At 58.3% G+C, this 25,879-nt stretch carries 21 protein-coding genes; 13 read left to right on the top strand and 8 right to left on the bottom strand.

The genetic code is table 11. The features are described 5' to 3' along the window. Positions 1-50 precede the first annotated feature (50 nt). Positions 51-2,792 (bottom strand): benzoate-CoA ligase family protein, encoded by a 2,742-nt coding sequence (locus FN828_RS21075; protein ID WP_142491822.1) that lies wholly within the window; start codon positions 2,790-2,792, stop codon positions 51-53. An 87-nt stretch (positions 2,793-2,879) separates the two neighbouring features. Between FN828_RS21075 and FN828_RS02535 the strand changes: the two genes are divergently transcribed. Beyond that, complete coding sequence (locus tag FN828_RS02535) at positions 2,880-3,278, top strand: acyl-CoA thioesterase (RefSeq protein ID WP_142491823.1); 399 nt, start codon at positions 2,880-2,882, stop codon at positions 3,276-3,278. A gap of 5 nt (positions 3,279-3,283) precedes the next feature. Then, a complete protein-coding gene (locus tag FN828_RS02540; protein ID WP_142491824.1) occupies positions 3,284-4,069 on the top strand; it encodes an IclR family transcriptional regulator in 786 nt (261 codons plus the stop codon). A gap of 61 nt (positions 4,070-4,130) precedes the next feature. Here FN828_RS02540 and FN828_RS02545 read toward each other — a convergent pair whose 3' ends face one another. The 4 genes from FN828_RS02545 to FN828_RS02560 form a co-directional block, all read right to left on the bottom strand. Continuing rightward, positions 4,131-6,470 (bottom strand): TRAP transporter permease, encoded by a 2,340-nt coding sequence (locus FN828_RS02545; protein WP_142491825.1) that lies wholly within the window; start codon positions 6,468-6,470, stop codon positions 4,131-4,133. A 73-nt stretch (positions 6,471-6,543) separates the two neighbouring features. Further along, on the bottom strand, positions 6,544-7,593 hold the full coding sequence (locus tag FN828_RS02550; RefSeq protein ID WP_142491826.1) for a TAXI family TRAP transporter solute-binding subunit: 1,050 nt from the start codon (positions 7,591-7,593) through the stop codon (positions 6,544-6,546). A 54-nt stretch (positions 7,594-7,647) separates the two neighbouring features. Further along, positions 7,648-9,321 (bottom strand): sulfatase-like hydrolase/transferase, encoded by a 1,674-nt coding sequence (locus FN828_RS02555; RefSeq protein WP_142491827.1) that lies wholly within the window; start codon positions 9,319-9,321, stop codon positions 7,648-7,650. A 146-nt stretch (positions 9,322-9,467) separates the two neighbouring features. Continuing rightward, a complete protein-coding gene (locus FN828_RS02560) occupies positions 9,468-10,400 on the bottom strand; it encodes a LysR substrate-binding domain-containing protein (protein ID WP_142491828.1) in 933 nt (310 codons plus the stop codon). A 225-nt stretch (positions 10,401-10,625) separates the two neighbouring features. On the opposite strand from FN828_RS02560, the gene FN828_RS02565 reads away from it, so the two are divergent. The 4 genes from FN828_RS02565 to FN828_RS02580 all read left to right on the top strand — a co-directional run bounded on the left by FN828_RS02565 (position 10,626) and on the right by FN828_RS02580 (position 15,082). Continuing rightward, entirely contained in the window at positions 10,626-11,813 is a 1,188-nt protein-coding gene (locus FN828_RS02565) for an MFS transporter (RefSeq protein WP_185958911.1), read from the top strand. A gap of 117 nt (positions 11,814-11,930) precedes the next feature. Beyond that, a complete protein-coding gene (locus tag FN828_RS02570; protein ID WP_142491830.1) occupies positions 11,931-12,806 on the top strand; it encodes a BKACE family enzyme in 876 nt (291 codons plus the stop codon). After that, positions 12,803-13,414, top strand: coding sequence for a glutathione S-transferase family protein (locus FN828_RS02575; protein WP_142491831.1), 612 nt, complete (start codon positions 12,803-12,805; stop codon positions 13,412-13,414). Before FN828_RS02570 ends, FN828_RS02575 begins: the two co-directional genes overlap by 4 nt. Positions 13,415-13,504: 90 nt before the next feature. Continuing rightward, complete coding sequence (locus FN828_RS02580) at positions 13,505-15,082, top strand: bifunctional 3-(3-hydroxy-phenyl)propionate/3-hydroxycinnamic acid hydroxylase (protein WP_142491832.1); 1,578 nt, start codon at positions 13,505-13,507, stop codon at positions 15,080-15,082. A 22-nt stretch (positions 15,083-15,104) separates the two neighbouring features. Here FN828_RS02580 and FN828_RS02585 read toward each other — a convergent pair whose 3' ends face one another. Next, a complete protein-coding gene (locus FN828_RS02585; protein ID WP_142491833.1) occupies positions 15,105-15,887 on the bottom strand; it encodes a helix-turn-helix domain-containing protein in 783 nt (260 codons plus the stop codon). Positions 15,888-16,033: 146 nt separating this feature from the next. Between FN828_RS02585 and FN828_RS02590 the strand changes: the two genes are divergently transcribed. From FN828_RS02590 to FN828_RS02620, 7 genes are all read left to right on the top strand, one after another. Continuing rightward, positions 16,034-16,564 (top strand): TRAP transporter small permease, encoded by a 531-nt coding sequence (locus FN828_RS02590; protein ID WP_235891381.1) that lies wholly within the window; start codon positions 16,034-16,036, stop codon positions 16,562-16,564. A gap of 30 nt (positions 16,565-16,594) precedes the next feature. Then, complete coding sequence (locus FN828_RS02595; RefSeq protein WP_142491834.1) at positions 16,595-17,896, top strand: TRAP transporter large permease; 1,302 nt, start codon at positions 16,595-16,597, stop codon at positions 17,894-17,896. Positions 17,897-18,003: 107 nt separating this feature from the next. Next, positions 18,004-19,002, top strand: a complete 999-nt coding sequence (locus tag FN828_RS02600; RefSeq protein ID WP_142491835.1) for a TRAP transporter substrate-binding protein — start codon at positions 18,004-18,006, stop codon at positions 19,000-19,002. Between the two features lie 170 nt (positions 19,003-19,172). Then, positions 19,173-20,135, top strand: coding sequence for a VOC family protein (locus tag FN828_RS02605; protein ID WP_142491836.1), 963 nt, complete (start codon positions 19,173-19,175; stop codon positions 20,133-20,135). After that, positions 20,135-20,977 (top strand): acetoacetate decarboxylase family protein, encoded by an 843-nt coding sequence (locus FN828_RS02610; protein ID WP_142491837.1) that lies wholly within the window; start codon positions 20,135-20,137, stop codon positions 20,975-20,977. Before FN828_RS02605 ends, FN828_RS02610 begins: the two co-directional genes overlap by 1 nt. Before the next feature lie 84 nt (positions 20,978-21,061). Then, positions 21,062-21,907, top strand: a complete 846-nt coding sequence (locus FN828_RS02615) for a fumarylacetoacetate hydrolase family protein (protein ID WP_142491838.1) — start codon at positions 21,062-21,064, stop codon at positions 21,905-21,907. Beyond that, entirely contained in the window at positions 21,904-22,917 is a 1,014-nt protein-coding gene (locus FN828_RS02620) for an NAD(P)H-quinone oxidoreductase (protein ID WP_142491839.1), read from the top strand. Before FN828_RS02615 ends, FN828_RS02620 begins: the two co-directional genes overlap by 4 nt. A gap of 35 nt (positions 22,918-22,952) precedes the next feature. On the opposite strand, the gene FN828_RS02625 is transcribed toward FN828_RS02620, so the two are convergent. Continuing rightward, a complete protein-coding gene (locus tag FN828_RS02625) occupies positions 22,953-23,384 on the bottom strand; it encodes a DoxX family protein (protein WP_221930522.1) in 432 nt (143 codons plus the stop codon). 96 nt (positions 23,385-23,480) lie between these two features. Then, on the bottom strand, positions 23,481-25,655 hold the full coding sequence (gene katG, locus FN828_RS02630; protein ID WP_142491840.1) for a catalase/peroxidase HPI: 2,175 nt from the start codon (positions 25,653-25,655) through the stop codon (positions 23,481-23,483). Positions 25,656-25,879: the final 224 nt, after the last annotated feature.

Consider the following 25,879-nt stretch of genomic DNA (forward strand, 5'->3'; position numbering starts at 1 on the left):
TTGAACACGGTTTTATTTGACTGTACGGGTGTTTCCATCATCCAGACAAGTCAGATGGATGGTGTGCCTGCTTGCGTCAGCAGGGCTTGCCTGTCGATTTTGCCGGTGCCGGTCTTCGGCAATTCGGATACGTATTGGAACAGGCGCGGGGCTTTGAAGGGTGTCAGACGCGATTTCACGTAATCGCGCAGGGCTTGGGTGCGGTCGTCATCCCCGGTCAGACCAGAGGTCAGGCTGACCACCGCCCGCAGTGCCATACGCTTGTCTTCCAGCTCTTCTGCCAGAACTGCGCATTCATGGATATCAGGGTGTTCATTCAGGCAGCGTTCCACCTCTAGCGGCCAGACCCATTGGCCTGAAACCTTGATCAGCTCATCCGCGCGACCTTGGAAATAGTAATATCCATCACGTTCGATGAAACGGTCGCCGGTATAAATCCAATCCCCGCGCATGGTGTCTTGGGTTTTGTCGGGGCGGTTCCAATAACACGGTGCCGATGAATCGCCGCGCACGAACATTACGCCTTCTTCTCCGGGTTGGGTGGGGGTGCCATCGGGGGTGAGCAGCTTTACCTCGTACCCCGGAACGCGGGCGCCTGCTGCGCCGGGGCGGTGGTCGTCCAGATGATTGGACAGGTAGATATGCAGCAATTCGGTCGATCCCAACCCTTCGGTAGGGCCGTGTCCCGCATGGTTTTTCCACGCAGTATAGACATCTTCGGACAGGATTTCAGCCGCTGACATGGATTGCCGCAACGAGGACAGATCGCGCCCGGCGATGGTGTCGGACCGGGCCAGCGCGGTGTACAGCGTTGGCAGGCCGAACAGGACACTGGGGCGATAGGTTTCGATAGCATCCAGAACGGCATCAGGGCGGGGTTGGCCGGGCAATAGCAGCGCCGTTGCCCCAACCGAGAAGGGGAAGGTGACAGAGTTGCCGAAACCGTAAGCGAAATAGATTTTCGGCACCGAAAAAGCGATGTCATCTGTCCGCAGTTTCAAAACCTGTTCGCCAAAGCTTTGCTGGGTGTAGGCCATGTCGTGATGCAGATGGACGATCCCCTTGGGGCGGCCTGTCGATCCGGATGAATACATCCAGAACGCCATGTCATCCGGTCCGGTATCCGCGCAGGGCAGCGTGGTGGGCTGCCCGGATAGAAAACCGTCCGCAGACAGGCACTCATCGGCTGCGCCATTCACTGCGATCCGCGTCGTGACGGCGGTGCCGTTCAATGTTTCGGCGTCAAAGATCGGGGCCAATTCCGCCTCTGTCAGGACAATACGGGCGGCGCTGTCCTTCAGGAAATAGTTCAACACATCCGGTTTGGTCTGAATATTCAGCAGTACTGGCACGAAACCTGCCCGCACAGCACCGAAAAAGGCAGCGGGATAGCTGGGGGTGTCATCCAGAAAAAACGCGATGCGGTCACCGCGTTGCAACCCTGCGGCGGTAAACGCATTGCCCCATTGCGCGGCCTTTTCGATCAGTTCCCGATAGCTAAGCGTTCCCATTGGGCCGATGAGCGCGGGTTTATCGGGATTGCGGGTCAGATTTTGCCACAGGATGTTCGAACAGTTCGGATGATCCGCTTTTGCAAAGCCAATTTCCGCAGCGCCAGCGGTATCGGCCTGCACCGGGTCTGTGATCGGATCGGGTTTGGCAGCTTTATAGGCGTCGTATTCAGCCATGAATTCTGGCGTCAGCCTGCGCATCCGGTCCATATCCACCCGCCCCGAACGGGTCAGATAGTTGAACGCAAAATCCAGTGGCGGCATCTGCATTTTTTCACCGAAGCTTTCGTACCACGTGGCCGAGGTGTTGGCCGCGTCGACGATCTTTTTCGCAATGGGTTGGCGTTCGCGCTGATACGCCATCAAGGCCGTATCTATATCATCATGTGCAGCCAGCGACCGAACCAGCGCAATCGCGTCTTCCATGGCCAGACGCGTGCCGGACCCGATGGAAAAATGCGCCGTATGCACCGCGTCCCCCAGCAGCGCATAGCGCCCGCTGACCCAGTTCTGGCACCACAGGCGCGGAAATTGCCGCCAGTGGGATTTGTTGATGACCAGATCAGTGCCTTGCAGAACGTCCTTAAACAGATCGGCGCAGATATGTGCGCTTTGTTCTTCGGTCATGTCACCAAAGCCATAGGCGCGATGCACCGCGTCCGAGCATTCCACGATAAAAGTGCTGCGATCCGGGGTATACCGATAATGGTGGGCGTTCAGCGGTCCCTTGTCGGTTTCAATAAAGGTTTGGGTCAGGGTGTCGAATGGGACGGTTGCGCCAAACCATGCAAAGTGGTTGCCGAAGTTTTCGATCTTCGGGGCAAAGCCGTCTTCTAATGTCTGGCGGACCAGTGAATTCAGCCCGTCGGCACCGATCACCAGATCGGCCTCTAGCTCCTCCAGCGAGTCGATATGCGTGTTAAACCGGATCGGCACGTCCAAGGCGCGGGCGCGGTCCTTGAGGATTTCGATCAAATCCAGCCGCCCAATCGCGGTGAAACCCACACCATCCAGCGTCACGCTGCCCTGCGGGTGGTTCAGCGTCATGTTCCGCCACCGTTCCATATGCGGCACAACCAGATCATGAGTTTCGGGATCATCGGCCTTCAGAAACTCCAATGCCTGATCAGAGAACACCACACCAAAGCCAAAGGTCGCGCCCTCTGGGTTTTGTTCTGTTACGCGGACGCGCACATGCGGCAGCAGTCGGCGGATCAGGATCGCGGTGTACAGGCCAGCGGGGCCACCACCAAGAATTTCAATACTGGACAGCTTCGACATGATCCCTCCCTAATGTCTGTCGATGTTTGGGAATGAATAGTGTACAATTCCATATTGTGCAAAAGATTCCGCAATAAGGAAATAAAAATGATCCACACCTACCACGTACCAATCACGTTCGGCGATTGTGATCCGGCCGGAATTGTGTTTTATCCCAACAGCTTCAGATGGATTGACGCCAGCTTTCACGATTATCTTCGGCAATTTGGCGGACACGGGGCAATCTGTGCCAAGCTGGGGGGCACAGGCTTGGGGTTGGTCGATTCCGGTGCGCAGTTCCGCTATCCCATGCGGGACGGCGATATGCTGATGATCGGAATCACGGCGTTGGATTGGGGGCGTAAAACGCTGACTGTCAGTTACGAAGCGCACATTGGCGACAAGCTGGCCTTCACGGGAAAAGAGGTGCGCTGTCTGTTCATTCCAACTAAGGACGGCCTGATCGCGGGCGATATGGAGCAGGTCCGCGCAATCGTGGAAGGATAAGAACCATGGCAGAGGATGGCAGCACCGGGGCGGGGATCAAATCGCTGGATTCCGCGCTGGCGGTGCTGATGCGGTTGGCCGGGCGGAATGAGGCGGTGACGCTGTCCGATTTGGCCCGCGATTGTGACATGCCCCCCAGCAAGGTACATCGCTATCTGGCGTCTTTTATGGCCGCGGGTTTGGTCAAACAAGAAGGCCGATCGGGGCGGTATGATCTGGGACCGGGAGCGTTGCAATTGGGGCTGGCGGCGTTGGCGCGGCATGATTTCGTGAATTTCGCGGCTGATGGATTGCCGGACCTTGCGGCCCGCATGGGGATGACCGTGTTGCTGTCCGTCTGGGGCAATGAAGGGGCCACAGTGGTGCGCTGGGAAAAGGGGATCACGCCAACGGTGACGTCGATGGGCTTGGGGACCACGCTACCTTTGTTGAATTCAGCGACGGGGCGGGCGTTTCTGGCTTGGGCGCCCGAGGGGGCGATTTCCGCAGCGCGCGAGGCAGAATTGCGCCGCGCCAGCCGCAATCCGGGGTTGCTGCACGATGTTCCTGCCACAAAATCCGGTTTGGTGGCGTTGGTGGCGCGTATTCGGGCGCGGGGGGTTGCGACGATCGAGGGGAAATATATCCCCGGTCTGGTTGCGGCATCAGCCCCGGTATTGGATTGGCAGGACGAGGCGCAGGCCGTGATCACGGTTGTCGGTACGGAGTTGTCGCAAATTGCGGAAGGTTCGGCAAATGAACGCCATCTGATCCAGTATTGCGCGGAAAAATCGGTGCGTCAACCAGGGTGATCGGGATCGCCTTGCACAGATAAAACGCCCGGCGGGATTGATCCGCGCCGGGCGTTTTTGCTCAATGCTCGGCCACGGGGTCCAAGGTTTTGCCCCGCCAGTGCCACAGGATGATCCCAATGGCCCCGGCAATGCCAATCAGGCTAAGCAGCGGGATTTTCATCAGCACCAGCACGGCCAATGCCAGACGCGCCCAGCTTTCCCAGCGGCCAATCGGGCGCGCCTCGAACCGGGCCAGAACACTGGCCAGAAGGTATAGCGCCAGCATCACCCGCCCGAACACCATCGCCAGATGTAGCGGATGCACTGTGCCGTCCAATCCCGGCAGATAGCGGGCCGCGCCTGCCTCGGGGTTCAGTTGGGCGGCTTCGATCAGCAGCAGTTCGGGATAGAAGGCAAAGATGAAAGGCACGACGAAGATCACGACACCCGCCCGCACCGCAGCCACCCCGGTGCGCATCGGATCGGCCTTGGTGATCGAAGCGGCGGCAAAGGCCGCCACCGCGACAGGGGGCGTGATGGCCGAAGCGACGGCGAAGTAAAAGATGAACATATGCGCGGTGAATGTCGCAATGCCCAGCCCCACCAGCATCGGTCCCATCAGCAAGGCAACATTGATATAGGCCGGGACGGTCGGCATCCCCATGCCCAGCAGGATCGCCATCAGCATCGTCGCCGCCAGCGCCAGCAGCATGAAGAACGCATTGTCCCCGATGATCCCGCCCGAGTCGCGCAGCCAGCCGATGATGTCCACGGCCACATAGTTCGACAGGCCTGTTAGATTCAGACAGAAGTCGATGACCGACACCGCCAGAAACATCAGGTACAGTCGACTGACCAACAGCCCCGCATCAGCCAGTGCGGTCACGATTTTACCGGGTGATTGGCGGATTTCGCGGTCCAGAAAGAACAGCACCACCAACAGCGCGGTTGCCCACCACCCGGCTGATCCGGCGTCGCCCGCCGAGTTCTGGATCAGTTGCAGCAGCCACGGCAGGTTTTCGGCCCGGCAGCCATTTTCGCTGATGATCTGGGTGACGCCCCACAAGCCCGCCAAGGGACCACAGCCCACGGCCTCTTTGGGGATCAAAAGCAGGACAAGGATCAGCAGGATCGGCCCGAAAATCATGACCAGATGCAGCTTGTCCTCTCCGGTCAGGCGCATGTCGTCGGTCACGTCACCTACGGCTTCGATCCCTTGCTTGCGGGCCTGAAAGGCCACGGTCAGGAATAGGCAGCCGAAATAGGCCACCGCTGGCAGAACCGCGGCGATGATCACCTCGCGGTAGGGGACAACCGTCATGGCAGACAGAACGAAAGCGGCCACGCCCATCACTGGCGGCATGATCTGCCCACCCGAGGAGGCGGCGGCCTCGATCCCACCTGCGAATGTGTGTTTGAAGCCGCGTTTCAGCATCATTGGGATGGTCAGCACCCCGGTAGACAACACGTTCACCACGGGGCCGCCTGAAATCGTTCCGAACAGGGCCGACGAAACAACAGCCGCATGGGCCGGACCGCCACGCAGGCGGCGGGTCCACAAAAACGCGATCTTGATCAGGGACCGGCCCCCGGCGGATACACCGAACAGCGATCCCAACACGATATAGGGGAACACCGTATCCATCAGAATACCCATGAACCGACCCAGCAAGCCCTGTGCATTGTTGACAAGGATGTCTTGCATATTGGGCCGCCCGTCGATCAGCATCCGGGGTTCGCCGCCCAATTTGGTGACAAGGTATTTGTTGATGTCATCAGCCCCGAAGAAATACCACACCATCACCGTGGACAGCGTATAAGCGGCAATCAGGATGGCGACCATCACCAGCGGAAACCCCCAGACCCGCACGTTATAGGCCAGAAACGTCGCGATGGTGCAGGCGACCAACGGGAAAATCCACAGCCCCAGCGTATTGATACAGGACGGATCGTCGACGCTGGTGGGGACGGGTAGCCCCATCGTTTCGGCGAACTCCTTTTCCTCTTGCAGGGCTTTGGCGATCAATTCGGCGCGTTCACCTGTGAATTGGTCAATCAGGCACACGCTGTCAATTTCGATCAGATAGCCCGCAGCAATTGCCAGCGCGGCCACGATCAGGGCGATGTCCAATGCCAGCCCCAACCCGGTCAGGCCCTTGGATTTGCCTTTTTCGCGCATGTCACGGGCGACGGAATGCTCAAAGGCCACGGTGGTCATCATGATCACGAAAACCAGCGGGTAAAGATATTCATAGCTAAAGCGTCGGATCACGACACCATCGCCAAACACGCCCGTCACCAGATCGTCCAGACCGGGAATGGCGGGCAATGTGTTCAACATACCAATGGCAACAAGCACAAGGCCAAGGAATAGGGCAAGGCGCCGGAAAATTCCGGGCGTGGCGGCGGGGAAGGTCATGGGGTGTCTCCGTCAGATCACGAGGAGGAGGGGAGGGGCACCGCGCAGCGTGCCCCAACCGGATTGGCGTGTCTTACTTGGCGCACTCGGGTACGGTGTAACCGGCCTCTTCCCAGGCGGCGACTGCGCCGGGATGGTATTTCACCGGATTAATCCCGCAGAAACCTGACAGTTTCGGGTCCATTTCCGCAACGCCCACGTTTTTCATATAGGCGGTCTTGGATTTCAGTTGCTCCATATTCTTGATATAGGCGGCAACCAGCGCCTTTGCGGTGTCAAAGGGCATGTCCTTGTTCACCACATCGGTAAAGGCCGTTCCCAAACCCCGGAATGTGGCGTCTTCGGAAATCAGGCGAATGCCTTTGCCGTCCTGATAACCCATGTCTTCCCATTTGATAACGATCGGAACGTTGCCGGGGGCGTTGAACACCTTTTGGTAGCTGTCGCTTTCGAACACATCTTTCGGGGTGGAAACCATGACCACATTACCCGCCGCCTGCATTGTCGTCGCACGGGCAGAGGGGAACGTCAGCGGGAACACGAACGCATCCATCGACCCGTCAACCAGTAGTGTCGGCAACTGGCCCCAGTTGGCTTGATGACCGGTGTAGTCCTCGCCGTCCTTCAGGCCTGCCGCCAGTTGGATCGCCTGACGGGCGTTCACCAAAGCCGCACCACGGGGCGGGCCGTTCCAGACGTCTTTGCCTTTCAGATCGGCCCAGCTTGTGACGCCTTTGCTTTCGAGTGCGATCAGCCCGTAAGCGCCCGCATTATAGGGATATAGCGCGCGCAGGTCGGCCGCCAGTTCCGCCCCGGCCTCGCCCTGTTTGGAATAGGGACCACGCCCCTTGGACAGCAGAAAGCCCAAAATCAGCGGCATCGAAGCGATGTCGGTGCGGCCCTGTGCGACGTTCAGAACCGAATTGGTCAGTGTTTGCCCTTCTTGTACCTGTAGATTGGCGACACCTTCCTGTGCGGCGGTTTCTGCCAGATACAGAATTGAAACATGGGGGCTGTTGCCGGGGCTTGATGTTTCCGCCGACAAGTTCGATTGGGCCAATGCCGGGCTGGCCATCAGCCCCGCCGCCGCAAGTGCGGCTAAAGTCCGGGTAACGCGTTTCATTTCCTGTTTCCTCCCTTGGAATGTGTCCGGGGCTCCTCCTGCCCCGGTGTTTTGTTATTTGGCTTTGGGGCCGTTTTTCATATTGGGGGCTTTGCGCTGGCGGTATTTCACCGTCAGTTCCAGCGGGGTGTCGTTTTCGTCATAGACGCCGATCACCACGCCGCGCCGCCGGGTTTTGCTGCGCATTTCCATCAGTTGCTGTTCAGACCGGGTGGTGCGCTGCGACTGGCGGCGGGTCCATGCGAACAGTTTGTCGTACATTTCGGCGATGACGTCCCAGTGGTCGTCGCTGTCCCCCAGGTCGTTCAGCTCATCCGGGTCGTTGATCAGATCGAACAGGATCGGACGATAACCGCCTTCGCAGTGGACCAGTTTCCATTCCTTGTTGGCGACCATGAACATCACCCCGTCGCGCACGCTGGCATCCAATGCCGTAGCCACGGGCGAGGCCGAATAATCATATTCGCAGATCACGTAGTCGCGCAGCGTTTCCGTGCGCTGACCCCGCAGGATTGGCAGCAGGCTTTCGCCTTCCAGCACATGATAGGCGGGTTCGCCCCCCGCAACTTCGACAAAGGTGGGGGCAAGGTCGATGGCTTCGACCAGCGCATCGCAAACAGTGCCGCGGGTGGCGTCCGCTTCGGGGCTGGGATCATAGATGATCAGCGGCACCTTGGTTGATGTGTCGTGGAAAAACGTCTTTTCCCCCATCCAGTGATCGCCCAGAAAATCCCCGTGGTCCGAGGTCAGCACGATCATCGTGTCGTCCATCCGGCCGGTGTCTTCCAGCCATTTGAATAGGCGGCCCATCTGGTCGTCACATTGTTTGATCAGGCCCATATAGGCGGGGATCACCGCCTCGCGCACGTCCTGACGGGAAAAGGTCTGGCCGATTTTCGTGTCCATGAACGCCTTCAGTACCGGATGGGCGCTCTGATATTCCTGATCGGATCGCACGATGTCCTGCACGTCCTCGGGGCCGAACATGTCGCAATAGGGTTCGGGGACGATATAGGGCCAGTGCGGCTTGATATAGGACAGGTGCATACACCACGGTTCCTTGGCCTGTTCGATAAAGGCCATGCCGCGCCCGGTCAGATAGGGGGTTTCGCTGTCTTCTTCGGCAATATTGGCGGCTTCAGGCGAATTTTTCAGGAACCAGCCAGACAGAACATTGCCATCCTCGTCCAGACCGGAATTGGCAAAGTCATGCCACGGGTTATCGGACTCATAACCCTTTTCGCGCAGGTACTTGTTATACTCCTTAGCTCCGTCCGGGTCATATGACCCATCCGGCCCTTCGGGCAGCATCCCGTCATCGCGTTCAAACACATCAAAACCGCATTCGGCCACTCGCGCACCGATCAGGCTGTCGGGTTCCAGCCCCAGCCGTTCCATGCCTTCTTCGTCGGCACGCATGTGGGTTTTGCCTACCAGCCAGCAATCCATACCCTGTTTGCGCAGGTGATCGCCCATCGTCTGTTCGCCCACCTTCAGGGGGATGCCGTTCCAGCTTGCGCCGTGGGAATGCACATACCGCCCGGTATAGGTGGACATGCGGGACGACCCACAAATCGGCGACTGGATATAGGACCGCGTAAACCGCACACCCATCGACGCCAGCCTGTCAATATTCGGGGTTTCCAGCGTTTTGTGACCATAACAGCTTAGGTAATCCCAGCGCAGTTGGTCAAACATGATGAACAGAATATTCTTGGGTTTTGCCATACGTCTATTGCCCACCCGGCAGATATGCGCCGCGCTGATTGCCAGCGATGGGCCTCCTCCTTGCTTTGTTAACTAACATTAGCGATTCGCAACGGGGACGGGAAATAGCGATTTAGGATATGCTATAACGGGAATGTTATGCAGGGTCAGGCGATGTTGCTATCCAGTCCCAGCGATACGACCTCTTCGCGGATCACCTGCATCAGCAATTGCGCGGGTTCGCTGACCTCTTGTCCGGCAAGGGTGGTCAGCCCGACAGCCCCGGTTAATTCGTCTGCGCCAAAGTTCAAAATCGTAACGCTGCCGTCTGCCAGTTCGCGGCGCATCGCCCCCAGCGGTTGACACACGACGGCGTCGGATATCGCTATGTAATTTCGGGAAAATTCAAAGGACAGAGTTTCGATCAGATTGGAAAAGCGCGACAGACCATGTGCAATGATGAACCGATCCATTTCGGCCCGGATGATTGTATTCGGCAATGGCAGAACGACCGGAAAATGATCAATGTCGTGGATGCTCAGTCCCTTTTGACGGGTCAGCGGATGACCTGATCGGACAAAGAACACCAATGGTTCACTGAACAGATGTTCAAAGTTCAGGCCTTCCATATGCTCGGCGGCCAGCAGGCGGCCAAAGCCGAAATCAACTTCGCTCGTATGGATATATTGCTGTAACCCGCCGCCGGTGGTTGCTTTGAATGTCACATCTATTGCCGGATACAGCGATTTGAATCGCGCCACCGCGCCGGGCATCACCATACGCACGACATTGGGCAACACATAAGCCCGCACCCGTTGCGAGGTCAGTCCGCCCAGCAGTGTTTTCAATCCCAGATCGACCTGCCCCAGCCCGTTGCTGACATAGGAAAACAACAGCCGCCCCTGTGCATTCAGCGCCAGCCCGCTGGCGGTGCGTTCAAACAATGGCCCGCCCAATTCCTGTTCCAATTCGCGCAGGGTACGCGACACGCTGGGCTGGACCGTCCCCATGCTTTCGGCGGCATGTGTGACCGATCCAAACTGCGCGACAGCCAGAAAGCACCGCAGATGCCGCATCCTTATCCGGTGGGAATTCATCATGGCAAAATCCGTTCCTGTTCACGCTATCCTATTGCTAGCGCAGCAACGGGGGCTGGTCCATCCGCTGTGATTTTTACGAAAATGGACTGGTCCTTGCGGATGAAAGGCGTATGTCTTGTCGTAAGAGTGAGGGAAACGCATGATCGCGACGACCACGCGCCGTTATTTCGGCGCGGCGCTATCCGTGTGCCACGGGTGGGGCCGAATGGCGGGGATTGCCCCGTAATGCCACAGACAGCTTTGCAAGTGCCGAATTTCCGACGGTATTATGTCGGTGCCGTTCTGGGGGTGAACGGTATGTGGATTTTCCGGGTGTTGATGTCCTGGCTGGCCTGGGATCTGACGCGGGATGCCAGTTTTGTCGGTTTGGTGGCGGCGGCTTCACTCTTGCCGGTGGCGGTTGCCGGGCCTGTGATGGGGGCCGTAACTGACCGCGCCAATATCAAACAGGCCTTTCGCTGGGTGTCCGCCGGGTTGCTGGTCTGTCCGGCCTTGTTGTTGGCTGGGCTGCATCTGCATGTGTTGACGCCCCATGTGCTGTTGGGGGTGGCCCTGATTTTTGGCTGCGTGATCGCGGCCTACCATCCTGTGCGTCAATCGCTTGGCCCCCGTTTGGTTGAACCGCCCCTGATTGGGTCCGTGGTAGCGCTGTCTGCGCTGAACTTCAATCTGGGGCGCACGATCAGCCCGGCAATCGGTGGGCTGCTGATTGGGCGCTGGGGCAGCGAAGCGGCTGCCGTGATTTCCTTTCTGCTGTTTTTACCTAACCTGCTGTTGCAGGGCGGACTGCATCCGCGTCAGTCGCGGGATAAGCCCACTACGGCGCTGTGGGCCGATTTTGTCGAAGGGTTGCGGTACGGATTGGGGCGTGGTCCGATCCGCGCTGTTTTGATCCTGACGGTGGCCGGGTTGGGGCCAATCCGGGGCGTGATGGAATTGCTGGCGCTGATTGCGGATGGTGAATTTCATCTGGGGGCCGAAGGTCTGGGCTTGCTGACGTCTGCCGTCGGAGGTGGAGCGTTGTTCGCGGCTGTATTGCAGGTGGCGGCTGGCACCCGTCTGGCGGCAGCGGTAGCGATGCGTTGGGCCGTGTTGGTGCTGGGCTTTGTGTCGATCGCGGCATTGGTCTGGGCGCCGGTCTTTCCGGCGGCAATGGTGGCATCGGCGCTGTCAGGGTTCTGTGGCACATATGTGGGGGTGGGATTGCAAATCGGTTTGCAATCGGGCCTTGCGGATGAACTGCGGGGCCGCATCATGAGCCTGTGGATGCTGGCGGTAACGCTGTCTACTTCCTTGATGGCGCTGGGGCTAAGTCTGGCTGCGGAATATTGGGGGCTGGACCTTGCTACGCTGGTGCTGCTGGTGGTTTGCGGTGTGCTGGCCGTAAGTTTCGGGCGAAACCGGGCAGAGTGACTGTCGCACAATCGGTTCACCTGGTGAACGTGCTGCCGTATTGTGGTGGGCGTTGCGCTGACTTTGTCGCAATGCTGCGGTTATACAAAGCAATCCTGACCAAGGAGGCGACCCGCTGTGTCATCCGTCATTCTGACCTGCGCATTGGTTGGCAACTTTACCACCCGCGCCCATAATCCAAATTTGCCAATCACCCCGGCGGAAATTGCCGCCGACGCGCTGGCGGCATGGCGGGCGGGGGCGGCGATTGTGCATGTGCATGTACGCGATCCGGGGTCGGAACTCCCGTCGATGGAGGTGGGGCTATACGCCGAGGTGGTGGACCGTATCCGCGACGTCACGGACGAGCTGATCATCAACCTGACCACTGGCAATGGCGGCCGTTTCCACCCGTCCGAGGCCGACCCGGCCATGCCCGGACCTCGTACCAATCTGTTGGTGCCGGAAAAGCGGGTAGAGCATATCTGTGCGATCCGTCCCGATATTGCGACGCTTGATCTGAACACCATGGTTTTCGGGACTGAAGTGGTGATTAACACCCCCCGGAATGTCCGTGTGATGGCGCAAGCTATTTATGATGCCGGGGTCCGCCCCGAGGTTGAATTGTTCGATAGTGGCGATGTCGCGCTGATGAATGATCTAATCGCTGACGGTACGCTGGCCCCTGCGCCGCTGTGTTCGTTGGTGATGGGGGTGAAATACGGTTTTCAGCCGTCGCCGGAAACCCTTCTTTATGCGCGCAGTCAATTGCCTGCCGGGGCGATCTGGACTGGTTTCGCCACGGGGAAATGGGCTTTCCCGATGTTGGTACAATCTGCCATCGCGGGCGGTCAGGTACGGATCGGGATGGAAGATGCTGCATGGTTATCACGCGGCGTTCCGGCCCCGTCAAACGCGGCAATGGTGGAAAAGGCGCGGCGAATGCTGGATGATCTGGGCTATGGGCTGGCGACCTGCGCCGAGGCCCGCAACCGCTTGGAGCTACATAAATGACGTTAACCCTGTTTCATTCGCCCGGATCATGTTCTGACGGGATTGCCTATTTGCTGGCGGAACTGGATGTCCCCCATCACGTGCATGTGGTGAACCTGCCAAAAGGCGAACACCTGCAAGACAGTTATCGCGCGGCCAACCCCAAGGGCAAAGTCCCCGCGTTGCGCCGGGCCGATGGGTCGATCCTGACGGAATTTCAGGCGATTTCATTTTGGTTGGGGCGCAGTTTTCCGCAGGCGGGCTTGATCGGTGACGATCTGGAAGACCAGGCCCGCATTCTGGAATTGATGGATTTCATGGTCGCCAGCGTTCACATGCGTGGCTTTACCTTTATGAAAGTGCCGCAAAAATTTATCCCCGATGCCGAAGCACAAAAGGCCCTGCGCGCCCACGGTCGCGCCGAGGTGGAAAAAGGATTGCGCCATCTGTCTGCGGTGCTGGGGGATAAGGATTTCCTGATGGGCCGCCTGACCTTGGCCGAGGCACCGGCGATTTACCTGCTGCGGTGGGCCGTGGCGGCAAAGGTCGACATGCCCGACAATATGCACGCTTTGCATGATCGGCTGATGGCGCGTCCGGCGGCACAAATAGCCTTTCCTGATGGCTAAGACCTGATCCCATACCGCGCGGCGTGACGCCGCAGACATTTTCACACATGACTAACCGACCCGGATACCGGGCACTCGGAGGAGCTTTCTATGACCGTTTATCCGCAAGACATCCCGGTTCTGATCGTCGGGGCTGGTCCCACCGGGTTGACAACCGGGCTGCTATTGGCGCGGTACGGGGTGCGCAGCCTGATCGTGGATCGCAATGCGGCCCCTATGGATATGCCCCGTGCAATCGTGCTGGATGACGAAGGGGCGCGCACGCTTCAGGTCTTTGGGGCTGACCAGACTTATGTGGGCGGCACCATTGCGGGGGACGGTGCGGCCTATGTGGATGATGCGGGCAGGGTGTTCGCGCGGGTCGGGGCCGGGGCCGAAACCTATGGGTTTGCTAAGCGACATTTCATCAATCAGCCGGAAATGGAACACGCCCTGCACGAGCATATCGCTCAGACTGATCTGTGCGATATGCGGTTCCTGTCCGAGGTGACATCGCTGGTGGAGGATGCAACCGGCGTTGTTGCTACCCTGACCGACCAAACCGGAGCATCCCACACCGTCCGGGCGCAATATGTGGTGGCGGCGGATGGTGGGCGCAGTCCAATTCGGGAACGCTTGGGGATTCAGATGCAGGGATCAACCTATGCGCAGGACTGGATTGTAATCGACACATTGAATGACCCGGATATCGCAAATCATTCGTGGTTTTTCTGCTCGAATGCCCGGCCGCATGTCAGCATTCCTGCCCCCAATCGCGGGCGGCGGTATGAGTTCATGTTATTGCCCGGCGAAACTCACGAACAGGTGCTAGAGGATGCATTCGTGCGCAAGCTTTTGGCGCCATTCCGTCAGATTGATGGTGCCGATATCGTGCGCAAAACGATATACACGTTCCATGCTCGGATTGCCGATAAGTTTCGGGTGGGGCGTATCTTGCTGGCTGGTGATGCCGCGCATCTGACACCGCCGTTTGCAGGGCAGGGGATGAATGCGGGGTTGCGGGACGCGTGGAATGTCGCGTGGAAACTGGCAACGGTGATCCGCGGCGGGGCGGGGGATGCCGTGCTGGACAGCTATTTCGCGGAACGACGCGATCCGGCTTGGGCTATGATCCAGCTTGCCGTGGTGATGGGCGATATCGTGATGCCGATCGACCCGCAGGCGCTTGCATTTCGCGAGCAGTTGATGACCTCTTTGAAGCCGTTTCCCGGCGTACAGGACTATCTGCTTCAGATGAGGTTCAAACCGCGTCCGCGGTATGCTGCGGGGCTGTTTCTGGATTTGCTGGATCAGCCGTTCGAAGCGTCCATCGTGGGCGAGATGATCCCTCAGCCCGATGTGCAGACTGCGCAGGGGGTGATTAAACTGGACAGCCTGCTGGGTGCGGGTTTTGCCCTGATTGCGCAGGACGCGGCGGGGGCGGCTGCGTTGGCGGGCCTGAAACAGGACAGTCTGGCGGGCGTGCCACTGGCCCGTTGTGTATTGAGCATGGATGTGCCGCTGGACTGCCCGTTGCCGGGGGGGGCTGTGACTGATCCGCGTGGTAAACTTCTGCGCACCCATCGGGATCAGATTTTGCTGATCCGCCCGGATCGGTATGCGGCGGCTGCCTTTGCGCCCTCGAATTTGGCGCAGTCGTTGGCGGACTACGCCGCAGTGTTGGGCTGAAATGTTTGTGCGGCGGCAGGGTCTAGCCTGCTGCCGCGTTCCGCGAAACTTCGGCCCCGATCCGTTCACAGGTGCGGTGCAGCCGAGGCCCGAATTTTCGGACCATTTCATCATAGCTGATTGCGGACTTCAGACAGACCACAGTCAGGGCTGCGATGATCCGGTCATTCTGGAAAATAGGCATCGAGATCGAGCAGGTATGACCCTTGTACCCGCCTTCGGTGCGTGACCCAAACCCCTGAAGGCGGGTGCGTTCCAAAATATGTTCGATGAAAACCGGATCGTGTGCCAGTTCGTGTTCTGGCTTACTGGAACTGCGCATCATTTCCAGAATGGCCCTGCGTTCATCATCTGGACAATAGGCCAGATACGCATGTCCGCCTGCGGTGTGTAGCATCGGGATCAGCTTTCCTACCATCCCAACGTCAAAGGAAAACGGACTGACCTTATGGGTGGTTTCGCGAATCTGCATCGCGCAGTCATTGAGTGTGACCAGATCCAGTGGCCACAGGATGCTTTTGCCCAGCCGGGTCATTTCTGGCATGGCGATTTGACCGACCCAAGCCTTGTCCAGAAACCCCGAGGATAAAAGATTGCAGCGCAATGTCGGGTGCCATGTGTCATCTGACGGCGATTGCGCGACAAATCCCATCCCTTCCAGCGTTTCCAGAAGGCGAAACACGGTGGGGCGGGGCAGTTCGGTCAGGCGGGCTATGTCCTGAGTGCGCATTCCGTCTTGTTCATTGACGGCCTGAAGAATTTCCAAGCCGCGCTCTAACGCGCGCACGGGTTTAAATACAGGCATCCTGCTATCGTGCTCCGTTCATCTGGTGAACTATTGCCGTGTAGAAATTGCACCGTATCCGCAGGAAGTCAACAAACAGGCAAGTGCAGATGGCCCAAAAGAGCGCGAACCTTTCAGCCATATGTCGCACAGCGGGAGGACATCCGATGTATACCATGTTGCGCCACATGAGTGAGCGATTGACCCATTTCCTTGCCTTGGCAGGGTTCCTCGGATTGCTGATTTTGGCGATGATGGTCACGGCGGATATTCTGCTGCGGTTTTTCTTTGATGCCCCGCTGCAAGGCGTGAACGATGTCAGCGCCCTGGTGATGGCTGTGGTGATTGCGGCTTGTATCCCTCAGTGTCTGGCGCTGAAACAAAACATCTCGATCGAAGTATTGGGCAGTATGGCGCCGCGCCCGGTTCAATTGGCGTTGAACCTGTTTTCCAGTCTGGCAGTGTTGTTGTTTTTCGCGCTGATGGTTTGGCAATTCATTCCCTACGCGCAGGCAACCACAGCCAGCGGTGAAAAGACATGGGTCTTGGGCTGGCCGGTCGGGCCGTGGTGGTGGGTGGCCACCGGATTTCTGGGTGTCGCAGTGCTGGCGCAACTGGTTGTGATGCTGGGGGATGTCCGCGCGCTGGCCGGATTGGGCCGGACGCCGGGAACCAAGTCACATCAGGACATTCTTTAACTTTCTATCAACGCGCTACAGGAGATCGTCATGGACCCGCTTGTCGTTGCCGGGATCGGTTTTGTGCTGATGCTGGGGCTGATTGCCCTGCATGTTCCCATTGGGATTGCTATGGGGTTTGTCGGGGTAACAGGGTTTGCAATGGTGGCCGGATGGGGGCCTGCGCTGTCCTTACTGGCATCCGAACCTGCGTCCACGCTGACGAATCTGAATTTGGCGGTTATTCCGCTGTTCATGCTGATGGGCAACTTGGCGGCCTCGGCAGGGTTGGCAAACGATGTGTATAACATTGCTCACGCGTTTATCGGCCATCGCAAGGGCGGGTTGGCAACGGCAACAGTGCTGGGGTGCGGTGGCTTTGGTGCCGTATGCGGGTCGGGGGTGGCGACAACGGCAACCTTTGGCCGCGTCGCGTTGCCTGAAATGTTGACGCGGAACTATTCCCCGTCGCTGGCCACTGGCGCGATTGCTGCCGGGGGAACGCTGGGGATCATCGTGCCGCCTTCGACGATCATGGTGCTTTATGCCATCCTGACCGAGCAATTCGTGGTCGAACTGTTCACTGCGGCTCTGATCCCGGCACTGTTGGCGGTGGTGCTTTATATGGCAGCCGTGCGCGGCACCGTGATGCTGGATCCGACATCCGCCCAGACCATCGAAAAGCTGTCTTTCGCGGAACAGATGGCGGCCCTGCGCAAAGGGTGGGGCGTCGTCGTGTTGTCCGTTGTGGTTTTGGGTGGCATCTATTCCGGTATCTTTACCGTGAACGAGGCAGCGGCTGTCGGTGTCGTGGTGGCATTCCTGTTTCTGATCGCGCGACATGGGTTCGATCTGAAAGAACTGACCAGCGTTCTGGCGCAGGCCAGCGCGGCGACCGCGATGATTTACATCATGGTTTTCGGTGCCACGATTTTTTCTTACTTCATGGCGATTACTGATGCGCCTTCGATCATCGTGAACGGGATTGCGGCGATGAACCTGCCACCGCTGGGCGTTATCGCGATGTTGTTGGTGTTGTATATCTTTTTGGGCGCCTTCTTTGACGAGGTCGCCGCGATGATCGTCACGCTGCCTTTTGTGATCCCGGTGGTGCAGCATTTGGGGTTCGATCTGGTTTGGTGGGGGATTATCAATGTGATCGTGATCGAAATAGGCATGATTACCCCGCCCATCGGCATCAACGTCATGGTGCTGAACGCCTTGCGCCGGGATATCAATCTGCAAACCATTTACAAAGGTATTCTGCCCTTTTTCGTGGCGGATATGGTGCGGCTTGTGATCCTTGTCAGCTTCCCCGCGCTGACCTTGTGGTTGCCGAAACTTCTCCTGTGATTTGTTCACTTGATGAACTCAAAACGCAAACCGCATTCTTGGGTTTTGTTTCACGTCTACACTCTGCCTCAACGTCTAATATGCTGATTTCCAAGGGAGGAAACACAATGAAACTACTGAAACGTACTGTCGCTGCTTTGGCGCTGACCGCTGGGTTTGCAAGCTCGGCCGCCGCCGAAATGTTGCGGTTTTCCAGCTTTGAGCCCCCGGTTGCTTTCCTGACAAAAGAGGTGTTTTCCGGCTGGGCCAAGCGTGTAACAGATGCGTCCGGTGGCGAGGCCAGTGTGAAGATTTTCGCCGGTGGAACGTTGGGTCGTTCCCCCGCACAGCAATTGCAAATGGTGGCCGATGGGGTGGCTGATATTGCCTTTATCGTGCCCGGCTATAACCCTGGGGTTTTTCCGGGCATGACCGTGGGGGAGCTGCCTTTTACGGTAACATCATCACAGGCCGGATCAGAGGCGCTTTGGGCGATGTACGAACAGGGGATGTTGGCCGGGGATTTTGATAAATACAAAATCATCGGTTTGTTTACGTCTGCTCCGCAAGCTGTAGCCTCGAAATCTCAGATCAAGATGCCAACGGATATGAACGGGCTGAATTTCCGCGCATCGTCACCTGAACTGTTGGTCGCGATTGAAAATATGGGGGCGGTTCCTGTGGGGGGAATCACCGGGCCGGGCGTGGCCGAGGCGATCTCGCGCGGGTTGATCGACGGGTCGTTTAACGAATGGAGTGCGCTGAAATCCTTTCGTATTCTGGAAGCGGTGGAACATGTGCTAGAGGTGCCTATGGGGACTAGCCCGCTGATGATTGTGATGAACAAAGCCAAATACGAGGGCCTGTCAGACAAGGCCAAGGCCGCGATTGACGCCAATTCGGGAGCGGCGTTCGCCACGGCGTTTGGGCAAGCCTTCGACGTGCAAAATGACGCTGTGCGGGCCGATGCGGTCAAGGCCGGTAAGCTGACCATCACCACACCGGATGCGGCAACTTTGGCAGCGTGGCAACAAGCCACGCGCCCATCCATCGAACAGTGGATTGCGAAAACCGAAAACGGGCAGGCGATTTACGATGCCTATCTTGCTGCGATGACGGCAAAGTAAATTCCAAGTATCCGGTGTTTGGTTGGGAGCGGGCGCATAATGCGCCCGTTTTCTTGTTTAATTTCAATGGTGGGTGTTCGCGTGGTGAACTGATTGCCCCCGTCGCTTGAGAAGTTCGGCTGAAGTCGGCGGTATATGGGCAGGGCGTTTTCGCGCATCAGGAGGGATCAATGGAAATCACATCGCTGGGCTATATCGGCATCAATTCAACCCGAACCGAGGATTGGGCAAGCTATGCCACGGGGCTTCTGGGGATGCAGCAGGTGGATCGTTCCGGGCAGTCCCGCGCGTTCCGCATGGATGATCGCAAACAGCGCCTAGTCGTCACCGGCGAAGAAGGCGAAGGTCTGGGCTTCATGGGGTGGGAAGTGGACAGTCCCGAAGCGCTGGACCGTCTGGCCTCGCGGTTGGAAAATGCGGGTGTGGCGGTTGAATTGGCGGGCGGTGCGCTGGCGGATGAACGGTTCGTCACGCGTTTGATCCGCTTCAAAGACCCCGAGGGCAACCAGTTAGAAGTGTTCTGTGGCCCGCACCAAAATGACGATCCGTTCCAGCCCGGACGCCCGATTACAGGGTTTAAAACGGGTGCTGTAGGTATGGGGCACGCGGTCCTGAAGGCCAAGGATGCGACGGCGTTATTGCCATTTTATGTTGATTTGCTGGGCTTTCGTATCTCGGATTATTCGCTGGTGCCGTATCCGCTGTACTTCTTCCATGTGAACGGACGGCATCATAGTTTTGCGATGGTGGGATTGGGGCATCAGGGCTTCCATCATTTCATGGTGGAATATCAGGCGCTGGACGATCTGGGGCAGGGGTATGATCTGGCCCAGATCGAGCAGGACCGACTGGCCTATACGCTGGGGCGGCATACGAACGATTGGATGATGAGCTTTTACACGCATACGCCATCAGGATTCTTTATCGAAACAGGCTTTGGCGGGCGCGAGATCGACCCCCAGACATGGGAACCGCATGAAACCTTTGATGGGCCAAGCCTGTGGGGCCATGACCGCACCTATATGGAAGAGGCACAGCGCAAGCGGTTGGAGGATATGAGGCTGGATCTGGCGCGGCGCGGAGTGCAGGCCCCGAATTGTCCGTGGCTGACCTCGGTTCGCGGGGCAGTCTGATGGGCGGTTTTCTGTTCGATGAAGCTGCACGGTATCGGATGCCGGTCTTGTTCGGTCCGACACCGGGGCCGCGGCAAGGGCCAGAGTTGGAACAATTCGATGGGTCTGATGCACCTTTTACCGTCACTGGCGCCCGTTTTGAAAGCGATGCACAGGCGCTAACGGCGTTATTACCTGCGGGGTTTGATCTGGACGGCGCTCCTGTTGTGACGGTCGAACATACGATCCTGCACGATCTGCAATGGCTGGCGGGGCGGTCTTATTCGATGCTGGGGGTGAAAGTTCCCGTCGTTTTTTCCGGGGCTTCTGAAACTTTGCGGGGGGCGTTGCTTTTGGTTCTCTGGGAAAACCGTGCGGAACCTATTCTTAGCGGGCGCGAAGAACTGGGGTTTAACAAACTGTTTTGCGATTTGCCTGACCCAATGACAGTGGGGGCTACACGGACCTGTCGGGCCAGTTGGGATGGGCATGGTTTTTTTGATCTGACACTCACAGATTTGACCCTTGCGGATGTGCCGGTGTCGCGTCCATCGGACGGGGTGCTGCATTATGCCTATATGCCCCCGATGGGGATGGCCGGACCGCATGAAACGCGGACACGCGTGATGCTTAGCCCCAACCCGCCCGCAACGCCGTCGCGTGTTGTCAGCTATCAGACCGGGACGGCGAGCCTGTCATTCGTGCGCTCTGATTTTCAGCAAATGCCGACGATGTTCCATATTGTGAATACCCTGCATGAGTTGCCCGTCCGGCAAATGCTGGGCGGATTTGTGATGCAGGGGCGCGGCAAAAGCGATCTGCACGAGCAGCGCATGGTTGCCCAACATGCGTTCACCAAATGAACACAAGTAGGGTGCGGGCTTTGCCCGATTGCCGTGCTTGATTACCCGATGTTTAACCAAACTTACCCCGCCAGGAGGACCCAGATGCGGCTTGTTTCCTTTCAATTGAATGATGGCACCCAATCATATGGCGTGATCGAAGGTGACGCGATCCGCGCCGCCGATACTGCGCTGACAAGCAAATATGCCGATCTGCGCGCGGTGCTGACAGCTGGTGCTACTGCGGAATTGGCGGGATCAACCGGGCCGGTGCTGGCGCTGGCCGATGTCACGTTGTTGTCCCCCTTGCCGAACCCGGACAAAATCATCTGTATCGGCCTGAACTACATGTCCCACATCAAGGAAACCGGGCGGGACAAGCCGAAGCACCCGTCGATTTTTACGCGCTATCCGTCCTCGGTCATTGGGCATGATGTGCCGCTGGTACGCCCCAAGGCCAGCCAAGATTTCGACTACGAAGGTGAATTGGCCGTGATCATCGGCAAGGAAGGCCGCCACATCGCGCAGGCGGATGCGTGGGATCATATTGCAGGTTATAGCTGCTTCAACGATGGGTCGATCCGCGATTACCAAATTCACACCAGCCAGTTTTGGCCGGGCAAAAGCTTTGACGACAGCGGGTCGATGGGGCCGTGGATCGTGACAGCGGATGATCTGCCTGATGTGACGGAACAGACACTGACGACCCGCATTAACGGCAATGTGGAACAGCAATCCAAACTGGACGATCTGGCGATCAGCATTCCTGAAATCATTGCCTACGTGTCCACCGTTACAAAATTGCTTCCGGGCGATGTGATCGCCACCGGCACGCCGGGCGGTGTGGGGAAGTTCCGCAAACCGCAATTGTATATGAAACCCGGTGACGTGGCCGAGGTGGAAATCACTGGCATCGGCATCCTGCGCAACGGTGTCGTGGACGAGGCATGAGCGAAGCCAAAGAAGATTTGCCTAAAACCATCCGCGCGGTCACTTTGACCGGCGCGGGTGGTCCCGAAGTGTTACGCCTGTCCGAATTGCCCTGTCCCCGACCGGGGCCGGGGCAAGTGCTGATCGCGGTGCGGGCCGCTGGGGTCAACCGGCCTGACATTGCCCAACGCGAAGGTCGGTATCCCGTTCCACCTGATGCCAGCCCTGTGCCGGGGTTGGAAGTCGTGGGCCATATCGCGGCTTTGGGGGATGGCGTCGATGGTTTGGCCGTGGGCCAGCAGGTTTGCGCTTTGGTGCATGGTGGCGGCTACGCCAGTCACGCGCTGGCCGACGCGGGCACCGTCATGCCTGTACCTGACGGGATTAGTCTGGAACAGGCAGCGGCCTTGCCCGAGGTTGCGTTGACGGTTGAATTCAACATGATGCAACGCGCGGCGCTTCGGGGTGGGGAAACCGTTCTGATACACGGCGGCAGTAGCGGTATTGGCAGCCACGCCATTGAACGCGCCAAGGCACAGGGGGCCACGGTTATCGTCACTGCCGGAAACGCAGCTAAATGTGCCTATTGCCGTGATCTTGGGGCCGATTTGGCGATCAATTACCATGAGCAGGATTTCGTTGCCGAAACGCTGAGCTTTACCAGCGGGCGCGGTGCGGATGTGGTGCTGGATATGGTGGGCGGCGACTATGTCAGCCGTAATTTGCAGGCGCTGGCCGCAGATGGGCGCTATGCGTTGATTTCGCTACAAGGCGGGCGCCATATAGCTGCTGATCTGGAACCCTTGTTGCGGCGCAGGCTATCGCTGATCGGGTCAACCCTTCGCCCTTTGCCGCCCGCCCGCAAGGCCGCGCTGGCTGCGGATGTGATTCAACAGGTCTGGCCGTTGGTCGCTGGGGGGCAAATCCGTCCCCGTATCTTCCAAAGCTTCCCGCTGGAACAGGTGGCGCAGGCTCATGCGCTGATGGACAGCGGGCAGCACATGGGCAAGATCGTCCTGACGCTTGACTGATCCATAGCCGCTATCGTTGTGATGGCGGCTATCGGTTATGGGTGGCGCCGCAGGTCCAGCGCGCAACACTTGGCACCGTTGATAAACACATAAAAGAGCGCCCCAAGGATCGCGATGTTTTTGAACAGCGGCCCTTCGTGGCCGGGGGCAATATGGATGGTGACGGTGATCGGCACCAGCGTCATGAACATCGCCAACGCTGCCAGACGGGTGGAATAGCCCGCGATCATGAACAGGCTGCCAATGACGAAAACGGCACCGGACAGATGCAGCAACGCCAAAGGATTGCCGATCATCATCACCTGATCCAGCCACGGCGAATCCAGCAACCGCGCCAGCATTTCATCGCTACGCATGAAATGGCCAATTCCGCCGATCAGGAAAATCAGGCACAGGGTCACGCGAAAGACAACATCGGACAGGCCAGCGAACCGCGCCAGCCGTGCCCGTAGAAAGGCATCGAACATAAGATAACTCTGACGATAGAGGGAAAAGGCAGGCGCAGCAAAACGGCTGCTTGGGAACGCCCCCGCAACACCGTGGCTGCGGGGGCAGGGAAGCGATCAGACCAGATCGAAACGATCTGCGTTCATCACCTTGGTCCAGGCGGCAACAAAGTCATTCACGAATTTCCCTTTGTTGTCGTCCTGTGCGTAGACTTCGGCATAGGCCCGCAGGATCGAGTTCGAGCCGAACACCAGATCGGCGCGGGTCGCGGTCCATTTTACGGCTCCGGTCTTGCGGTCCTGAATTTCATAGCTGCCATCCGCCGCAGGCATCCACTTGAACGCCATGTCGGTCAGGTTGACAAAGAAATCCGTGGTCAAGGCGCCCACGTTATCGGTGAATACGCCATGCCCGGTGCCGCCAAAATTGGTGCCCATGACCCGCATCCCGCCGACCAGAACGGTCATCTCCGGCGCGGTCAGGCCCAGCAGTTGCGCACGGTCCAGCATCATTTCTTCGGCTGTGACGACATAGTCTTTTTTCTGCCAGTTGCGGAAGCCATCGGCCACCGGCTCCAGCACGTCAAAGGACGCGGCGTCGGTCATCTCGTCCGTGGCATCGCCGCGACCGGCGGCAAAAGGCACCTCGATATCGAAACCGGCAGCTTTCGCAGCCTGTTCCACACCGACATTCCCGGCCAGCACGATCACATCCGCGACGCTGGCACCGTGCTTGGCTGCGATCGGTTCCAGTGCAGCCAGCACCTTGGCCAGACGGGCGGGTTCGTTGCCTTCCCAGTCTTTTTGCGGGGCCAGACGAATGCGGGCGCCATTGGCCCCGCCGCGCATGTCCGACTGGCGGTAGGTGCGTGCGCTGTCCCATGCGGTTGCCACCATGTCCGACAGGTCCAGCCCTGCGGCCGCGATGTCCGCTTTGACAGCAGCCACGTCATAGCCGGTGGCCCCTGCGGGGATCGGATCTTGCCAGATCAGGTCTTCGGCGGGAACATCCGGGCCGATATAGCGCACTTTCGGCCCCATATCACGGTGGGTCAGCTTGAACCATGCGCGGGCAAAGCAATCGTCGAAATAGGCCGGATCAGCCATGAACTTCTCGCAGATGGCACGATAGATCGGGTCGACTTTCATCGCCATGTCGGCATCGGTCATCATCGGCATCACGCGCTTGGTGGGATCGGTTGAATCCACCGGCATGTGTTCTTCCTTGATGTCCACAGGACGCCACTGGTGCGCTCCAGCAGGCGACTTGGTCAGTTCCCAATCATAACCGAACAGCAGGTCGAAATAGCCCATGTCCCATTTGGTCGGGTTGGTCGTCCATGCGCCTTCGATCCCCGAGGTGATGGCATTCGTCGCCTTGCCGTCCAGATTCGGGTTCAGCCAGCCAAAGCCCTGATTTTCCAGATTTCCGGCTTCGGGTTCTGCGCCCAGCGTGGCCGCATCGCCGTTGCCATGAGCCTTGCCAACAGTATGGCCGCCTGCGGTCAGGGCTGCGGTTTCCTCGTCATCCATGGCCATGCGAGCGAATGTTTCACGCACTTGTTCGCCGGTTTTTGCCGGGTCCGGGTTGCCGTTCACCCCTTCGGGGTTCACATAGATCAGGCCCATCTGTACGGCGGCCAGCGGGTTTTCCATAGTGTCGGGCTTGCCGACATCGGTGTAACGTTCGTCCGACGGGGCCAGCCATTCTTTTTCCGCACCCCAGTAGGTGTCGATTTCCGGATGCCAGATATCGGTGCGCCCGAACGAGAACCCAAAGGTTTTCAAACCCATATCCTCGTAGGCCATCGTACCGGCCAGAATGATCAGATCGGCCCAGGAAACCTTGTTGCCGTATTTCTTTTTCAGCGGCCACAGCAGGCGGCGGGCCTTGTCCAGATTGCCGTTATCGGGCCAGCTATTGAGCGGGGCAAACCGGATATTGCCCGCACCACCACCACCACGGCCATCCGCCAGACGGTACGACCCGGCCGAGTGCCACGCCAGACGGATCATCAAACCGCCGTAATGGCCCCAGTCCGCTGGCCACCAGTCCTGACTGTCTTTCAACAGCGCCTTCATGTCGGTTTTCAGGGCTTCATAATCCAACCCTTGCACGGCTTCGCGATAGTCGAAATCCGTCCCCATCGGGTTCGTTTTCGTGTCTTGCTGATGCAGAATGTCCAGATTCAGCGCCTTGGGCCACCAATCCATGACCGTGTGGCCTGTTTCGGTATTGCCGCCATGCATCACTGGGCATTTCCCGGCGGTGTTTACGTCGTTTCCGTCCATTTTCTCGCTCCGTTTCGTCGCTGGTTTCAAATTTGCAGGTGAAGACAAAGGGAAAGATGCACAGCACTCAGCCGCCCATTTGGGGGTGGCTTTGATTGATGTTGTGCGACATCCTCCCTGACTTCGCTGATGGCAGATTAGACGTATTCTATGAATTAGTGGAAATTATATTTACTGATTAAATGAATAGCTTTTAATTATTGCTTTGAGGCGTTCCATTCAGG

The organism is Thalassovita litoralis (assembly GCF_900182725.1).
GTDB lineage: Bacteria > Pseudomonadota > Alphaproteobacteria > Rhodobacterales > Rhodobacteraceae > Thalassobius > Thalassobius litoralis.

What these genes read in the sequence shown, in the direction of transcription:
- FN828_RS02585 (WP_142491833.1), bottom strand. Translation starts at nt 15,887, where the DNA reads ATGCCTGTATTTAAACCCGTGCGCGCGTTAGAGCGCGGCTTGGAAATT.
- katG (WP_142491840.1), bottom strand. Translation starts at nt 25,655, where the DNA reads ATGGACGGAAACGACGTAAACACCGCCGGGAAATGCCCAGTGATGCAT.
- FN828_RS02565 (WP_185958911.1), top strand. Translation starts at nt 10,626, where the DNA reads ATGCCACAGACAGCTTTGCAAGTGCCGAATTTCCGACGGTATTATGTC.
- FN828_RS02620 (WP_142491839.1), top strand. Translation starts at nt 21,904, where the DNA reads ATGAGCGAAGCCAAAGAAGATTTGCCTAAAACCATCCGCGCGGTCACT.
- FN828_RS02575 (WP_142491831.1), top strand. Translation starts at nt 12,803, where the DNA reads ATGACGTTAACCCTGTTTCATTCGCCCGGATCATGTTCTGACGGGATT.
- FN828_RS02550 (WP_142491826.1), bottom strand. Translation starts at nt 7,593, where the DNA reads ATGAAACGCGTTACCCGGACTTTAGCCGCACTTGCGGCGGCGGGGCTG.
- FN828_RS02625 (WP_221930522.1), bottom strand. Translation starts at nt 23,384, where the DNA reads ATGTTCGATGCCTTTCTACGGGCACGGCTGGCGCGGTTCGCTGGCCTG.
- FN828_RS02595 (WP_142491834.1), top strand. Translation starts at nt 16,595, where the DNA reads ATGGACCCGCTTGTCGTTGCCGGGATCGGTTTTGTGCTGATGCTGGGG.
- FN828_RS21075 (WP_142491822.1), bottom strand. Translation starts at nt 2,792, where the DNA reads ATGTCGAAGCTGTCCAGTATTGAAATTCTTGGTGGTGGCCCCGCTGGC.
- FN828_RS02555 (WP_142491827.1), bottom strand. Translation starts at nt 9,321, where the DNA reads ATGGCAAAACCCAAGAATATTCTGTTCATCATGTTTGACCAACTGCGC.
- FN828_RS02545 (WP_142491825.1), bottom strand. Translation starts at nt 6,470, where the DNA reads ATGACCTTCCCCGCCGCCACGCCCGGAATTTTCCGGCGCCTTGCCCTA.
- FN828_RS02540 (WP_142491824.1), top strand. Translation starts at nt 3,284, where the DNA reads ATGGCAGAGGATGGCAGCACCGGGGCGGGGATCAAATCGCTGGATTCC.
- FN828_RS02590 (WP_235891381.1), top strand. Translation starts at nt 16,034, where the DNA reads ATGTATACCATGTTGCGCCACATGAGTGAGCGATTGACCCATTTCCTT.
- FN828_RS02605 (WP_142491836.1), top strand. Translation starts at nt 19,173, where the DNA reads ATGGAAATCACATCGCTGGGCTATATCGGCATCAATTCAACCCGAACC.
- FN828_RS02560 (WP_142491828.1), bottom strand. Translation starts at nt 10,400, where the DNA reads ATGATGAATTCCCACCGGATAAGGATGCGGCATCTGCGGTGCTTTCTG.
- FN828_RS02535 (WP_142491823.1), top strand. Translation starts at nt 2,880, where the DNA reads ATGATCCACACCTACCACGTACCAATCACGTTCGGCGATTGTGATCCG.
- FN828_RS02600 (WP_142491835.1), top strand. Translation starts at nt 18,004, where the DNA reads ATGAAACTACTGAAACGTACTGTCGCTGCTTTGGCGCTGACCGCTGGG.
- FN828_RS02610 (WP_142491837.1), top strand. Translation starts at nt 20,135, where the DNA reads ATGGGCGGTTTTCTGTTCGATGAAGCTGCACGGTATCGGATGCCGGTC.
- FN828_RS02580 (WP_142491832.1), top strand. Translation starts at nt 13,505, where the DNA reads ATGACCGTTTATCCGCAAGACATCCCGGTTCTGATCGTCGGGGCTGGT.
- FN828_RS02615 (WP_142491838.1), top strand. Translation starts at nt 21,062, where the DNA reads ATGCGGCTTGTTTCCTTTCAATTGAATGATGGCACCCAATCATATGGC.